This is a genomic window from Brevibacillus laterosporus (genome assembly GCF_030489605.1).
GTDB classification, from domain to species: Bacteria; Bacillota; Bacilli; order Brevibacillales; family Brevibacillaceae; genus Brevibacillus_B; species Brevibacillus_B laterosporus_E.
In genome coordinates, this window is sequence record NZ_JAUKFY010000004.1 from 114,334 (window position 1) to 127,673 (window position 13,340).

Annotated in this window: 15 protein-coding genes; all 15 read right to left on the reverse strand. The window is 39.9% G+C overall.

The features are described from left to right. Position 1: 1 nt before the first annotated feature. The 15 genes from eutH to QZ995_RS05925 all read right to left on the reverse strand — a co-directional run bounded on the left by eutH (position 2) and on the right by QZ995_RS05925 (position 13,305). On the reverse strand, positions 2-1,117 hold the full coding sequence (gene eutH / locus QZ995_RS05855) for an ethanolamine utilization protein EutH (protein ID WP_301804301.1): 1,116 nt from the start codon (positions 1,115-1,117) through the stop codon (positions 2-4). Between the two features lie 18 nt (positions 1,118-1,135). Further along, on the reverse strand, positions 1,136-1,681 hold the full coding sequence (locus tag QZ995_RS05860; protein ID WP_003336185.1) for a BMC domain-containing protein: 546 nt from the start codon (positions 1,679-1,681) through the stop codon (positions 1,136-1,138). Beyond that, positions 1,674-1,946 (reverse strand): EutN/CcmL family microcompartment protein, encoded by a 273-nt coding sequence (locus tag QZ995_RS05865; protein WP_301804310.1) that lies wholly within the window; start codon positions 1,944-1,946, stop codon positions 1,674-1,676. The genes QZ995_RS05860 and QZ995_RS05865 overlap by 8 nt, the downstream gene beginning before the upstream one ends. A 12-nt stretch (positions 1,947-1,958) precedes the next feature. Next, on the reverse strand, positions 1,959-2,639 hold the full coding sequence (locus tag QZ995_RS05870; RefSeq protein ID WP_301804312.1) for an ethanolamine utilization protein: 681 nt from the start codon (positions 2,637-2,639) through the stop codon (positions 1,959-1,961). Positions 2,640-2,651: 12 nt separating this feature from the next. Continuing rightward, complete coding sequence (eutD, locus tag QZ995_RS05875) at positions 2,652-3,287, reverse strand: ethanolamine utilization phosphate acetyltransferase EutD (protein WP_031415383.1); 636 nt, start codon at positions 3,285-3,287, stop codon at positions 2,652-2,654. Between the two features lie 10 nt (positions 3,288-3,297). Further along, complete coding sequence (locus QZ995_RS05880) at positions 3,298-4,065, reverse strand: cobalamin adenosyltransferase (protein ID WP_064017592.1); 768 nt, start codon at positions 4,063-4,065, stop codon at positions 3,298-3,300. 117 nt (positions 4,066-4,182) lie between these two features. Next, positions 4,183-4,467: a propanediol utilization microcompartment protein PduA gene (pduA, locus tag QZ995_RS05885; protein ID WP_003336180.1), complete on the reverse strand. Its 285-nt coding sequence runs from the start codon at positions 4,465-4,467 to the stop codon at positions 4,183-4,185. 114 nt (positions 4,468-4,581) lie between these two features. Then, a complete protein-coding gene (locus QZ995_RS05890; RefSeq protein ID WP_301804317.1) occupies positions 4,582-6,048 on the reverse strand; it encodes an acetaldehyde dehydrogenase (acetylating) in 1,467 nt (488 codons plus the stop codon). 3 nt (positions 6,049-6,051) lie between these two features. Further along, complete coding sequence (locus QZ995_RS05895) at positions 6,052-6,735, reverse strand: BMC domain-containing protein (protein ID WP_301804318.1); 684 nt, start codon at positions 6,733-6,735, stop codon at positions 6,052-6,054. Between the two features lie 10 nt (positions 6,736-6,745). Then, entirely contained in the window at positions 6,746-7,399 is a 654-nt protein-coding gene (gene eutL, locus QZ995_RS05900) for an ethanolamine utilization microcompartment protein EutL (protein WP_301804319.1), read from the reverse strand. Between the two features lie 17 nt (positions 7,400-7,416). Beyond that, positions 7,417-8,190 carry an ethanolamine ammonia-lyase subunit EutC gene (gene eutC / locus QZ995_RS05905; RefSeq protein ID WP_369799677.1) on the reverse strand — a complete coding sequence of 258 codons (774 nt, stop codon included), beginning with the start codon at positions 8,188-8,190 and terminating at the stop codon, positions 7,417-7,419. A gap of 171 nt (positions 8,191-8,361) precedes the next feature. Further along, on the reverse strand, positions 8,362-9,726 hold the full coding sequence (locus QZ995_RS05910) for an ethanolamine ammonia-lyase subunit EutB (RefSeq protein ID WP_301804320.1): 1,365 nt from the start codon (positions 9,724-9,726) through the stop codon (positions 8,362-8,364). Between the two features lie 29 nt (positions 9,727-9,755). Continuing rightward, positions 9,756-11,186 (reverse strand): ethanolamine ammonia-lyase reactivating factor EutA, encoded by a 1,431-nt coding sequence (gene eutA, locus QZ995_RS05915; RefSeq protein ID WP_301804325.1) that lies wholly within the window; start codon positions 11,184-11,186, stop codon positions 9,756-9,758. 129 nt (positions 11,187-11,315) lie between these two features. Further along, a complete protein-coding gene (locus tag QZ995_RS05920; protein WP_301804855.1) occupies positions 11,316-12,737 on the reverse strand; it encodes a sensor histidine kinase in 1,422 nt (473 codons plus the stop codon). Then, positions 12,733-13,305, reverse strand: a complete 573-nt coding sequence (locus QZ995_RS05925) for an ANTAR domain-containing response regulator (RefSeq protein ID WP_301804326.1) — start codon at positions 13,303-13,305, stop codon at positions 12,733-12,735. The genes QZ995_RS05920 and QZ995_RS05925 overlap by 5 nt, the downstream gene beginning before the upstream one ends. Between the last annotated feature and the right edge of the window lie 35 nt (positions 13,306-13,340).

A 13,340-nucleotide genomic window follows, 5' to 3' on the forward strand; every position in this document is an offset into this window, starting at 1 on the left:
TTTACGCAACCTCCGTTTTATTATCTTTATCTTTTTTTCCCTCAATCATCTTTTTCGAAATGAAGATCGCTACAAAGATTGCTGTAATACCACCGACTAGTTTACCTACAATCATCGGGAAGATCATATCTTTTGCAACACCTGCTGTGAATCCTAAATGGTCACCAAGAACAAATCCTGCTGATACAGCAAAGGCAACGTTAATAATTTTACCTCTATCATCCATATCTTTCATCATTCCAAACATCGGAATGTTATTAGCGAGAGTAGCAACCATGCCTGCTGCAGCAACTTCGTTCATTCCAAGTACTTTACCCAATTTAAGCAATGGCTTCTTAAACACCTTTGTAATAACAAATACCATACAGAACGCTCCTGCTAAGACAATGGAAATGTCTCCAACAATCTGAATACCTTCTGAGATAGGAGCTAGTCCTGGAATAATAGTCAGACCCACTAGTTGTTCAATGATGCCAGCTGCTAATGCAAGCGTTGCCACAATAACGATGAATTGGCCAAAGATCGTAAAGCCTTTGATCATTCCATTCGGGAATTTCACTAATCCTAGTACGATAAGAGCCGCAAAAATGATAATTGGAACTAGATTGGTTAAAATCATGCCAATTGAATAACCAGCAACTAGTCCACCAGCAATACAACCAATCGGAATTGTAATAATTCCTGATAGAACACCTGTTGCTAAGAATTTGTGATCTTCTTTACGAATAATACCTAGAGCAACTGGAATCGTAAAAACGATCGTTGGCCCTAACATAGCACCTAAAATAACCCCTGCAAACATTCCTGCTTCTGGATCTTTCGCTAGTTCTTGCGCTAAAGCAAAGCCACCCATATCATTTGCTAAAATCGTAGTAGCAAACATTGCTGGGTCTGCTCCTAGTGCACCAAATAAAGGTACAACAATCGGACTAAGCACTTTGGCTAATACCGGAGACAAAGAGATAATACCTACCATGGCTAGCGTTAAGGAACCCATCGCCATAATACCCTCTTCGAATTGTTGACTTAAGCCAAATTTATTCCCAATACACTTATCAATCGCACCCAGAACCATAAAAATGACCATTAGGTAAATAATGATTTCATTTATTCCCATACATGACTTCCTCCGCTCTTACCGAAACTGTTTTTTGATCTCTTCACTTGGTGATGGCATAACGGTATAATGAACGATTCGCTTCTGATCGATGGATGAAACAGCTATATCCATCGCTTGTTCAACATCGCTTACACTTCCAGTAATGACAGCGAGAAGCTTGCCTCCGATACCCATACCTAGGTTGATTCTTTTCAAGAAGGTATGGGCACCTTTTAAGGCAAGGTTTATCGCGTAAATACCAGACGAGACGTTGGATGTTTCGAAAATTCCAATGGCATTTATAGGCTCAGTTGAGTAGCTTTTTTTCAAACCATTAACGATGTCGTTATGAACACCATTTAGAATAAATTCACTCACAAGAAAATCCTTTGAGACCTTTTTTGCAATCTCCATGGACTCTTGTACATTTGCAGTATCACCACTAACAATGATCAGAAATTTACCCGGGCAAATGGAACGCATATGATGGATATCCACAGTGGATTTTTTTAGCATGAAGTCAGCCGTCTCATATCCCTTACTTATACTTCTTAATTCCAGGATGCCAATAGAACTACTCATCGTTCATCTCCAGAGAATCTACAATACCCACGATAACTGCATCAATAGGTACGTTTGGATCTTTCATAGAGCTTCTTGCTGCGCTGCCTTTTGTTACGAGAACGGTGTCGCCTATACCCGCACCGGCATGATCCGCCGCAACAAAGCATTCCTTTGAAGTATTTTCATCATATGAATGAGGTTTAACTACTAGGAACGTTAAACCATTTAGCTTTTCATCTTTTCGCGTAGCCCAAAGACTGCCGACAACTACTCCAACAATCATACGTTCACCCCGTTATTTTCTCCGTACTTGTATCTGTTGCATTTTGATATAATCTTTTGCAAGTGGTGTAATAATGCTGTTTTTACTCACGATGATTTGATTCACGTGGCGCAGATGAAATTTCTTCAAATCAGATTCTGTAATCAGCTTCTTGGAAATAACTTCCTGAATTACTTCTTCTCGTTCAATCTCGCTCTCTTGCTTAGCACTTACAACCTCTGGATTATGTTCTTTGTCATCAATTTTGAGTAAGTCAGATACTTGAACCATTTGAATGCCAAAACCTTTGATTTTCTCTTCAAACGCCTCGTATTGCTTAAACAACACCGGGTTTGCCGTCTGTTTATATTTTTTATAAACCATGGAATTTTCTAAAGCGACTACTTTTTTACCTTTTAAAAGCATGGTTAAAATAAAACGTTCACGACTTCCCGCACTGATGCCATTTGCCAAATTTCCTAGCAGCTGTATGCAAATAGTCGGGATGATAACGAGATCGCAATCCTTCGTTTGCTCATCGTAATATTGAAAATCGTAGTGTGATTCGATTTGTGCTTCAATTTCAGGGTGTGCTTGGTTGGCCATAATGATTGCTTTTTGCCGCTTGATTGGCTGTTCCTGCAAAAGCTTCATACCTTGAAGCTTTTTATATACCTCTTTTGTAACCGCTTCAACTAAAGCTTCTATGTTCATTTTTTCACACTCCTAGGTACTTTTCTTCAAAATTTTCCCCATAGTACCTTTCGTAAATCCACACGCATTCGCTTCATCATAGTCAATATGCATGAATGTTGCATAAGAAGGACTGACACGAATCATTACATCATCGAAAATCAATGGTCGGTTGCTGAATACCTTAACTTGAACCGTTTCGCCATTGACAACATTATGTTTTTTCGCATCTTCAGGAGTCATATGAATATGGCGTTTTGCTACGATTAAACCTCTTTGCAATTGAACCATATTTGTAGCTGAGGCGATTACAATTCCTGGTGTTCCTTCTAGCTGTCCGCTCTCTTTGATAATCCCTTTTACACCTAGGGCAACAGCATCGGTTAAAGCAATCTCTACTTGCGTTTCTTTACGTTCAGGTCCAAGTACAACTACATTATGCAAAGCACCTTTAGGACCAATTAGCGTAACACGTTCTTTGCAAGCATATTGTCCAGGCTGAGACAAATCGCGCATTTTTGTCAGCTCATACCCTGGGCCAAACAAAGTGTCAATGTCAGCTCTGCTCAAATGAACATGTTTCCCGGATGCCTCAATAGGAACACACATTTCTTCATTAACACGTTTTACTACTTCATCTACAATGCTTTCAATTAGATCGTTTTTCATAGTTCTCTCCTCAAGCTTTGTATTTATCTAGACGAACGCGGAACATCAATATCCAAAATAAGGAGGAAAGTCGATTCAACGCTTGAATGATGTCTTCACGTTCCACACTTCCATGCTCTTGTTTAAATGCTTGATAAGCCAACAATTCCGTTTCTCTAGTGAAAGTACGCAATGAGTTTAAGGCAATGACCATCTCCCCCATTTCATAGCTCGGTTTAAAATGATCTAAACCGAAGTACTTCTTGGGATGATGCGATTGCTCTCTTATTTCATCGGATGTCATATCTAGCAATTGGATATTTGTTAGCCGCTCACCAAGAACTTCACAGCGCACAATATTTCGTACAAATAGAAGCACTTCTTCCAAGTCAACTGCCAGCTTTGGCAAACCTGCTTTTACTCCAGTGATTTGAGCTTCGAGAATTTTTGCTTCTAATGAATCTAGTTTTCCACGAAAAATGATGCGAGGATGATCTTTATAGACAAGGAGATTTCCATATAAATGAGTCATATGCTCCGGCTTACTTTCAAGATATCCACCATAGATCGTTTCATAACGAATAGATGGCTTATTTGAAATTTCGGTTGGTGGCACAGGAGCATTCTGTTGTTGGGTAGCATTCTCATCATAGTAGCGAAGCTCTATCTGATGATCTGTTAAAAAACTTTTAGCAGAAGGCGTGAGAATGACGCCTTTTTTCACTTCATAAATCTTGCTATCTTTAGCTTCTTGATTTTTAAAGTGTTTTCGCAAATCGCTTTCTGTGATAAGAGCCATATGTTCACATCCCTCGTCGGAAAAACTTCTGACAATTACTAGTCAAGAAGCTTACCTGACCCCAATATGGTAGATAGGGAGATGGATGCAAAAAGTTCTGCATCCATCCGTCTATAATTATTCAGCTGTTTTAGGCAAGATTGCATCTACTTCAGTATGTGGTCTTGGAATTACATGTACAGATAGTAATTCTCCAACGCGTTCTGCTGCTGCTGCTCCAGCGTCTGTTGCCGCTTTAACTGCACCTACGTCTCCACGCACCATAACTGTTACTAGACCTGCACCGATTTGTTCTTTACCAATCAATGTAACGTTTGCTGCTTTAACCATTGCATCTGCTGCTTCAATAGCTCCAACTAGTCCTTTAGTTTCTACCATTCCCAATGCGTTTGCGTTTGCCATAATAAAATTCCTCCTAGAATCTTTTTAGATTTATGATTTTTAGAAAAGTACATATGATGTGCAACATGTTTATAAGTAAACTTGAACTAGCCAAGTTTATAGCGTAACAGGGTCTTACATTTCAGCTAAAATGCGTTTCACAATCAAGCTGATCAATTCTTCTTTATTAGTAGCTTCAAGAGTAGGTTCTTTTTCTTCAGTTGCTCTTGTTCCTACAATATCTTCTAATTCCTTCAAGCCATAACCTACACGGCGAATGTTAAGTAGGTTTAATGGACCAACGTTATCGGAAGTTGAGCTTCCTCCAACCGCTCCACAACCCAATGTTAATGCTGGGAATAGAGCTGTGCTTGCACCAATACCGCCTAAAGTACCTGGTGTATTAACAAGGATACGGGATACAGGCTGTTTCAAAGCGAATTCACGAACGATAGCTTCATTGTTTGTATGAACCATCATTGTGTGTCCAGCACCTTCGTTATTTAAAATCTCAATGCAACGATCTAATGCTGTTCTCCAGTTGTCTTCTGTGTAGAAAGCAAGGATTGGAGCCAATTTCTCACGAGAATATGGAACCTTGCTTCCAACTTCTGTTTCTTCAGCGATTAGAACTCGAGTTGATTCTGGAACTTGTAGGTCAGCTAATTTTGCAATATGCTGAACGCTTTTTCCTACGATTTGAGGATTCATTGTTCCATTTGCACGCATGATGAATTTTCCAAGTTTTTGGCTCTCTTCTTTGGACAAGAAGTAAGCTCCTTGTTTTTTGAACTCCGCCATAATTGTCTCTTTGTTGTCTCTTTCTACAACAACGGATTGTTCAGAAGCGCAAATCGTTCCGTTATCAAACGTTTTAGAATCCATGATACGTTTTACTGCTAATGGAATGTTAGCACTTCTTTCAATAAATGCTGGTCCATTACCAGGTCCAACACCGATTGCTGGTGTACCAGAGGAGTAAGCCGCTTTTACCATAGCTGTACCACCAGTAGCAAGGATCATAGCCGTATCATTGTGTTTCATCAATTGGTCTGTTCCTTGGATAGTTGGTACAGTCATGCAGCTAATCGCACCATCTGGGCAACCTGCTTTTTTAGCAGCTTCACTAATGATTTTTACTGTTTCCAAGATACAACGCAGTGCATTTGGATGTGGGGAAAATACAATACTATTTCCCGCTTTAAGAGCGATCATTGCTTTATAGATAACGGTAGAAGTAGGATTTGTTGATGGAATAAGACCAGCTACAACACCTACAGGTACACCGATCTCCATTGTTTTCTTCTCTTTATCTTCACTCAAGATACCTACAGTTTTTAGGTCTTTAATCTCTTCATAAACATGCTTGGAAGCAAATGCGTTTTTAACAACTTTATCTTGCCAACGACCAAAGCCTGTTTCTTCGTTTGCCATTTTAGCTAACTTCTCACGATTCTCATAAGCAGCATCCGCAATTGCTTTTACAATGGAATCAATTTGTGCTTGTGTCATGGAAGCTAGTTTGGCTTGAGCTTCTTTTGCTTTTTTGATTAAAGTACGTACCTCTTGAATGGACATTAGGTCTTTATCTAGAACTTCCATTTTCTACTCCTTCTCTCCCTCATGTTGTTGGATTGCTTTGATAAGCTGATCCTTTTTGGCATACTTTACTTGCCCTTTTGTAATGTTTGTTAATTTTAACTTGTAAGCTATTTTTCTTAACTCCGCTAGTTTCATATCTTCTAGTCGTTTATCTTTCTTTTTGCTAGAAGAAACAAGGGAGGTAGCTTCTTCTAGTGGTAGCTCTTGAATTACCCCATGATGTAGATCTTGTTCTTCCTCTTGGGCATGATCCTTTGGTTTAACAGAGACTTCTTCAAGGTGATCAACAACAGGTGCTGTCTCTGGCACTTTTTCTTCAGGAATCACTTCAAGAGGAGTACTTTTGATGTCTTTTTCAGGTAATTCCTTAGGCGTAACCTTAGGTGCTTGTTTTGATGTTTGTTTTGGCAAATCAACAGTTACGATTTTTGCTGTTTCTTCATGCGGTCTTGCGATGACAAGACTATTAAAGAGACAGTTTAGTTGTCTGGCAGCAGCACTTCCCGCATCAACAGCAGCTTGTACCGCTCCGACATCGCCTTTGACCTTAACTGTAATCAAACCATCTTTTTTTAATTTTTCAAGACCAATCAATGTTACGTTTGCGGCTTTGAGAGCAGCGTCAGCAGCTTCCATTGCTCCCAAGAGTCCTTTTGTCTCTACAAGTCCTAATGCTTGATTTTTCATGGATTATCCCTTAGTAACTGGTAGGGTTGTCAGCCACAAATTGAACGGCTGCTGCAAATGCATCACATGCTGCTCTGCATGCAGATTGACTACCCGTTAGTAAGGCACCACCAAAGTTGGTTTCAGATGGAGGTCCAAAGAAAGCTCCAATGCTCACATCGGCTGCTTTGAGCGCTGCATCAAGTGCGTACATTGCTTCGAGAGGAGGTGCAATCAAATAGGCAATCGCTTCGCCCTCATTTATATTAGCTACTTGAGACAAATAGCTACCTGTACGGGAAACACAATGTGCGAAATACGTAATGGAGTTATCGTCATTAGCACCTACGAAATGTGCTGAGTCTTCGATATAGCTGATAGCAGCGCTAAGTCCACTTTTCACTTCCGCTGGGCTTGGACCTGCAATGATTCCAATTACCTCACCAGCTAGTTTGGTTGATGCATTAGCTGATCCTGCATACATACTTTTTGCATAAACAACATCTACATCGGCTGCTTTGGTTGCTTCGTCTAATGCTGTATATGTCACATCATCAATATCAACTGTGATGATTCCCAAGCTTTTGTGATGCGGTTTTAATTCTAGCTTCTCAGCCATATCAGGACTCACGTTGGAGATCAACTTGGTTCCTAATACTTTTGCATAGATAGGCTCGTTTCTCATCAGACTTCCTCCCTTTCCTACAATTTCAAATCAATGCCAGAAGCTTTTTTCTCAATCATGGTTTTGATTAGCTCTGCAATATGAGCCCCAGCTTCTACGGCTGGTGTACCACCTTGGTGAATATTAGAGATAACTGTTCTTTTTGCTTCTGGCATACCAACTGTTGGCTTATAAGCAACATAAGCACTCATTGATTCTGCTGTAACTAGACCAGGTCTCTCTCCTACTAGCAGACATACAACATCTGCTCCGGTAATATCACCGATGACATCCATGGACGGTACGCGGCAATGTTTTACAAATAAAATATTGCCCAATTCGATTCCATACATTTTTAAACCTTGAGTAATGGATGGTAAAATGTCTCGAAGATTAGCCTCAATGGCAGCAGAGCTTAATCCATCCCCTACAACCAATTGAACCTTCGCAAATTGCGTTGTGTTCTGTTTTACATATTGGATGGTTTCTGGAGATAGCTGACGGCCTAAATCTGGTCGAGTGATATATTCGTCTTTGTCTTTGCAAAGCGTTTCAATCGATACCAAATTCATTTCTTTTACAAATTCTTCAGGTACATAGGAGAAAACTGCATCCTGTGCCGCTGCATGGTCCGCACGGAAACGTAAGGAGGTAGATGTTTTGTAACGCGGGCCTGCTCTCCAAATCCCTAAACGAGCAGGAGTTCTTTCTTTCATTTTCAGATACCCTTCTCTATCCTCAGGGTCTGGAATTAAAAGCTGCCCTTTAATGTCAATCTCTGTGATGTCGTCTAGGCATTCATCACTGATCATAGATTCCTCTTGATGTTGTTGAGCACTTGCTGCAATTGCTTGAGTAACCATTTCCTGTGATACTACATCCTGTGTAGCTGCTGCCTCTTTCGGGCTGTCCATCATTTGAGATAGAATGCTTTCAATCATGGATTTTAGTTCTTTTTCGTTCACTGTTGTTTCCTCCTTTCTCTACTTTAAGAACACAGAAGCGTCTCCGGCTTTTTTCGTAAGTTTTCCATTTTCAATGAAGCCCATTTTTTCCATCCATTGTTCGAATTCTTTAATTGGAGTCAAGCCTAACAGCTCACGCAATGTAGCTGTATCGTGGTATCCAGTCGTTTGATAGTTCAACATTACGTCGTCACCATGAGGGATACCCATGAAGAAGTTACATCCAGCAGCCGACAATAATACTGCTAGGTTTTCAATATCATTTTGGTCCGCTTTCATATGGTTGGTGTAACAAGCATCGCATCCCATTGGAATACCTGTTAATTTACCCATGAAGTGATCCTCAAGACCTGCGCGAATAACCTGTTTTGAGTTGTAGAGATATTCAGGTCCGATGAAGCCAACAACTGTATTTACAAGGAATGGGCTAAACTTCTTAGCAAAACCATAGCAACGTGCTTCCATTGTTACTTGGTCCACTCCATGATGAGCTTCAGAAGACAATTCGGAACCTTGTCCAGTTTCAAAATACATTACGTTTGGACCAGTAGCTGTCCCTTCATGCAAAGCTAAGTGCTGTGCTTCTGCAATTGTTGCAGCATTAAAACCAAATGCTTCGTTTCCTTTTTCAGAACCAGCGATTGATTGGAAAATCAAATCGGTAGGAGCACCCTGACGAATAGCATCCATTTGTGTCGTTACGTGAGCTAATACGCAAGTTTGGGTAGGAATTTCCCATTTTTGCTTAAACTCTTCAAATCTTTTTAGGACACGCGCAACGCTTTCAGTGGAGTCATCTACCGGGTTCAAACCAAGTACCGCATCACCAATACCGTAGGTTAAACCTTCCATCAAGGATGCTGTAATACCGTCTGGATCATCTGTAGGATGGTTAGGCTGTAGACGGGCAGATAGCGTTCCTGCGCGACCAATTGTTGTATTCGCATGAGCAGTAATGCGGATTTTTTTTGCCCCGTAAATTAAGTCAAGGTTGGACATGATTTTTGCTACTGCTGCGATCATCTCAGCAGTCAAACCTCTGGAAATGCGTTTGATGTCAGACTCTTTTGTGTTCTCATCCAGAATCCACTCGCGCAATTCTTCAACTGTCCAGTTTTTAATTTCAGCGTAAATTTTTTCGTTTACTTGATCCTGGATGATGCGTGTTACTTCATCCTTTTCATAAGGAACCACTGGGTTGTTACGCAAATCGGCTAATGTTAGTTGGGCTAGAACAACCTTAGCAGCAACGCGTTCTTCAGCAGAAGTAGCAGCAACACCGGCTAATGTATCCCCAGATTTTACTTCATTCGCTTTTGCTAGAACTTCGATGATGGATGAAAATTGATACATCCGACCAAATAATTTCGTCTTTAAGATCACAAAAGCTCCTCCTCTCATTTGTACATCTCTTAGTTGAATACGAGTGTTTTGATCACTACAGGTAATACCTTTCCATCGGCAATTGGTTTCCCAATGTCAATGTAATCGCCATTGTCTACCTGAATACTATCGATGCACACAACATCTTTTTTGTAGTCGAGTAGTGCATACAGGGTTTGTCCTAGTACCTTCGCCATGTCATGGTGAACAATCACTATGAATGGATACTCTCTTTCTAGTAACTCAGCCATCCCCTTTTGTATTCCTTTAGCGTATATCTGAATTTCGGGGAAGCTAGGATTCTTTTTCCCTTCAATGGCAATCGCTACTTTTTGTAAATCATTATCTAGTTTGAACCACTCTAATTTTTCACGAATGGCCTGTGCCAGCTTCTCTTCGTCTCCTGATTCGTCCGCGGTCGAAACTTTTAGAATCGGTACGTTTTTAATCGGAAACGATTCATCTGTATAAGTGATCGTACTGCCACTTATTTCAGTCGTATGAGAACCAGCACCAACAACTGTTGCGCGAATTGTCTCTACAGAATGAAAAACTTTCATTTGTGTCATCAGTGGAGAAGCAGCAATCGCTCTTCCCAGCAGGATGCCGATATCTCCGTAATGAAACACATCCTTCTCTTCATGCTGATAGATATAATCGGCTACGCCACCTGAAAAGGAAATGCATGAAATCGGTTTGTCTAGTTTTAAACCTCTATGAGTGAGAATCGTTTCATAGAAATCACTTTTTTCTTTTAGACCCACACTTTCTTCTAGTAGCCAAACCATTTCTTGGATGATTGGTTGCAACTTCTCTGGTGTAGCGGTTTGTCCTAGCTGTATGTCGTATCCTCTTTTTTGAATCAACATATTGATTTTAGGTGCGATATAGATGATTTCATGAGTCACGGGATTTACCTTGATCAATCGTCCACCGATATCTAAACAACCCGTATCCTGTGATTCTCCGTGGCTAAATACCGCTAAATTACTAGTACCGCCACCAATGTCAATGTTAACAATTGAAGTAGAATGCTCCTTCGAATACGTATGTGCCCCTGCCCCTTTAGCAGCAATTAGGCTTTCAAGATCAGGACCAGCTGTTGCAACAACGAAATCACCGGCAAAGCCGCTTAAGGTAAGTAATACCTCGTTCGCATTCTCTTTTCGTGCCGTCTCGCCGGTTATAATCACGGCGCCAGTTTGAATCTCTTCTTTTTTTATGCCAGCTTTTTCATACTGCTCCTGTACAAACAGTTTAATTTGTTGAACATCAATTCTGTTTGCAGAGAGCAATGGTGTGAAGCAAATATCGCTACGGTATATCACTTCTTTGTTGGTGATGACGATACGTGGAACAGAAAACGTTGAGGCCAAGTTTTGAATATATAGCTTAGAAAACACTATTTGGGTTGTTGATGTTCCCATATCGATACCTACGCTTAGCAATTCCTCTTTCATTTTGTCACCCCCTTATAGCTAGTTAGAAAAAAGAAAAGAGGCTTAAAGTTACATACATCCCCATCTAACGAGAATATATAACCTTAAGCCTCTTTGCTTATTTCATACTACGTCTTTGTAGTATCATTATTAAATTTTGAAAGAAAAAGTAACAGATGTTCCATTTTCGCTAGAAGCAATTTTCATGCTCCCTTTTAGTTTATCCTTAACATAGCTTGTTACAATAGATAAACCTAGGCTTTCTTGTGAACTTTTATCAACTTTGAAACCTTTTCCATTATCCACCACTTCAAGGGTAGCATACTTCCCTTCGACACAAAGGGAAACCCTTACAATTCCCTCCTCACAATCAGAGAAGGCATGCTCGTAGCAATTCTGCAACAGCTCATTGACAATAAGAGCAATAGCAACTGTACGATTACTATCTATACAAATTTTTTGATTAGCTTCAATACGTATATCAATCTTCTTACAATTAACGAAGCAACGTTGAATATTTGCTGCGATTAGCTCGATAACCTCAAGCAAATCTACGTTAGCTTCTATTTGTGCGGAGAGCAGTTCATGCGTGGCAGCGATAGCTAATACTCTGCTAACGCTCTCATTTAGACATTTCTTTGCCTCTTCACTCTCGCATTGTCTAGATTGAATACGCAGTAAGGAAGCTACGGTTTGCAAATTATTTTTAACACGATGGTGAATCTCACGAATAGCCACGGATTTTGAGATAATTTCAGCTTCTTTATCTTTAATTTCCGTTACGTCATGCAAAATAACAACTAAACGTAAATCACGCTCATCAATCAACAATCTTTTTACCTGAAAGAAATACTTAGCAACATGTACATCTTTCTGGAATTGAGTCAGACGGGTTTCATCAAATTCTCTCATTACCTCGACAAACAAGGTTTGATCTAGAGAGAGATTATCGTAATGTAAACCCTGTATATCTTCTAAATACCCCAAATTTTTATATTGTTTGTCCGCTTTGCTATTCTTGAGTTTTAAAAATCCATCTTTATCAAAGATTAAAATAGCGTCATCCAGCTGATTGATAACGGATTCATTAAAACGGATCATAGCTGTTACGGTAGATGCTATATCTTCGTATTGGGAATCATTTTTCGTTACTTTAAAGTTCGCATTGACGTTTTCGCTTACATCTTTTTCATAGATAAGCACAGCGATGACTTTTCCATCTAAATGAATGGGATATACCGTTTGTCGAACCAATTGATTCTCTTGGGTTTTTGCAACAAGACCCACTGACATAACTCCAGTCTCTAGCGTCCGGAGTACACCAGGCTCATTTTCTCTTAATGCAACCTCGCCAACCACTGGACATTGATAGAGAGACTGTGCAATCCCATGAGTTTGATGATAGACAACAATCGCTTCGTTTGTCGCTTTCGAAAGGACATCGATAAAAAGGTCCCTTCCCTCCTGCAAATCAAATAACTCGTTAGAATGAGCTACTTCAATGATTTTCTGAATTTCAGCATCAGATAAATGAGTATGTTTTTTACACAATCGCGTAATTGTCTCTTTAATCATAGGAAATCACGATTGTGGTAGCGATTTCAATCATAGGACATCGTTTATCCATACTCAATTTACGAATGGTCTGATATGCTTCTTCTTCAGAAAAACCATTTTCTTTCATCAAAATACCTTTTGCCTTCTCAATTGCAATTCGTTCTTCTAGCTTTTGAGAGACTTTTGTATAGTTTTTTTCCAGTTTGCGAAATTCTTTTCCCTTGGCGATAGTTACTTCCACCATCGGAATGAAAGACTTTTCATCAAGTGGTTTTACTAGATAACCCAAAGCACCAATATTAGAAGCCTTTTCGACACTTTCTTTATCACTAAAGGCTGTCAGTAAAACGACGCCACCAGCTAATTGCTCTGAAAGGATTCTTTTTCCCGCTTTTAATCCATCTAGGATAGGCATCTGAATGTCCATAATCACCAGATCAGGCAAATGCTTTTTACATAACTCAATGGCTTCAAAACCGTCTGAAGCTTCCCCTACCACATTGTAGTTCGCTTCTTTTAAAATCTCACGAATATCCATTCTTGTAATAGGCTCATCATCGACTACTACAATTTTTCCATTCATGGGTACCACACCTCATTGTCTAAGCAAAATAAATA

Bases quoted from the DNA above. Each gene is read 5' to 3' on its own strand.
- eutH (WP_301804301.1), bottom strand. From the start codon at position 1,117: ATGGGAATAAATGAAATCATTATTTACCTAATGGTCATTTTTATGGTT.
- QZ995_RS05860 (WP_003336185.1), bottom strand. From the start codon at position 1,681: ATGAGTAGTTCTATTGGCATCCTGGAATTAAGAAGTATAAGTAAGGGA.
- QZ995_RS05865 (WP_301804310.1), bottom strand. From the start codon at position 1,946: ATGATTGTTGGAGTAGTTGTCGGCAGTCTTTGGGCTACGCGAAAAGAT.
- QZ995_RS05870 (WP_301804312.1), bottom strand. From the start codon at position 2,639: ATGAACATAGAAGCTTTAGTTGAAGCGGTTACAAAAGAGGTATATAAA.
- eutD (WP_031415383.1), bottom strand. From the start codon at position 3,287: ATGAAAAACGATCTAATTGAAAGCATTGTAGATGAAGTAGTAAAACGT.
- QZ995_RS05880 (WP_064017592.1), bottom strand. From the start codon at position 4,065: ATGGCTCTTATCACAGAAAGCGATTTGCGAAAACACTTTAAAAATCAA.
- pduA (WP_003336180.1), bottom strand. From the start codon at position 4,467: ATGGCAAACGCAAACGCATTGGGAATGGTAGAAACTAAAGGACTAGTT.
- QZ995_RS05890 (WP_301804317.1), bottom strand. From the start codon at position 6,048: ATGGAAGTTCTAGATAAAGACCTAATGTCCATTCAAGAGGTACGTACT.
- QZ995_RS05895 (WP_301804318.1), bottom strand. From the start codon at position 6,735: ATGAAAAATCAAGCATTAGGACTTGTAGAGACAAAAGGACTCTTGGGA.
- eutL (WP_301804319.1), bottom strand. From the start codon at position 7,399: ATGAGAAACGAGCCTATCTATGCAAAAGTATTAGGAACCAAGTTGATC.
- eutC (WP_369799677.1), bottom strand. From the start codon at position 8,190: ATGATCAGTGATGAATGCCTAGACGACATCACAGAGATTGACATTAAA.
- eutA (WP_301804325.1), bottom strand. From the start codon at position 11,186: ATGAAAGAGGAATTGCTAAGCGTAGGTATCGATATGGGAACATCAACA.
- QZ995_RS05925 (WP_301804326.1), bottom strand. From the start codon at position 13,305: ATGAATGGAAAAATTGTAGTAGTCGATGATGAGCCTATTACAAGAATG.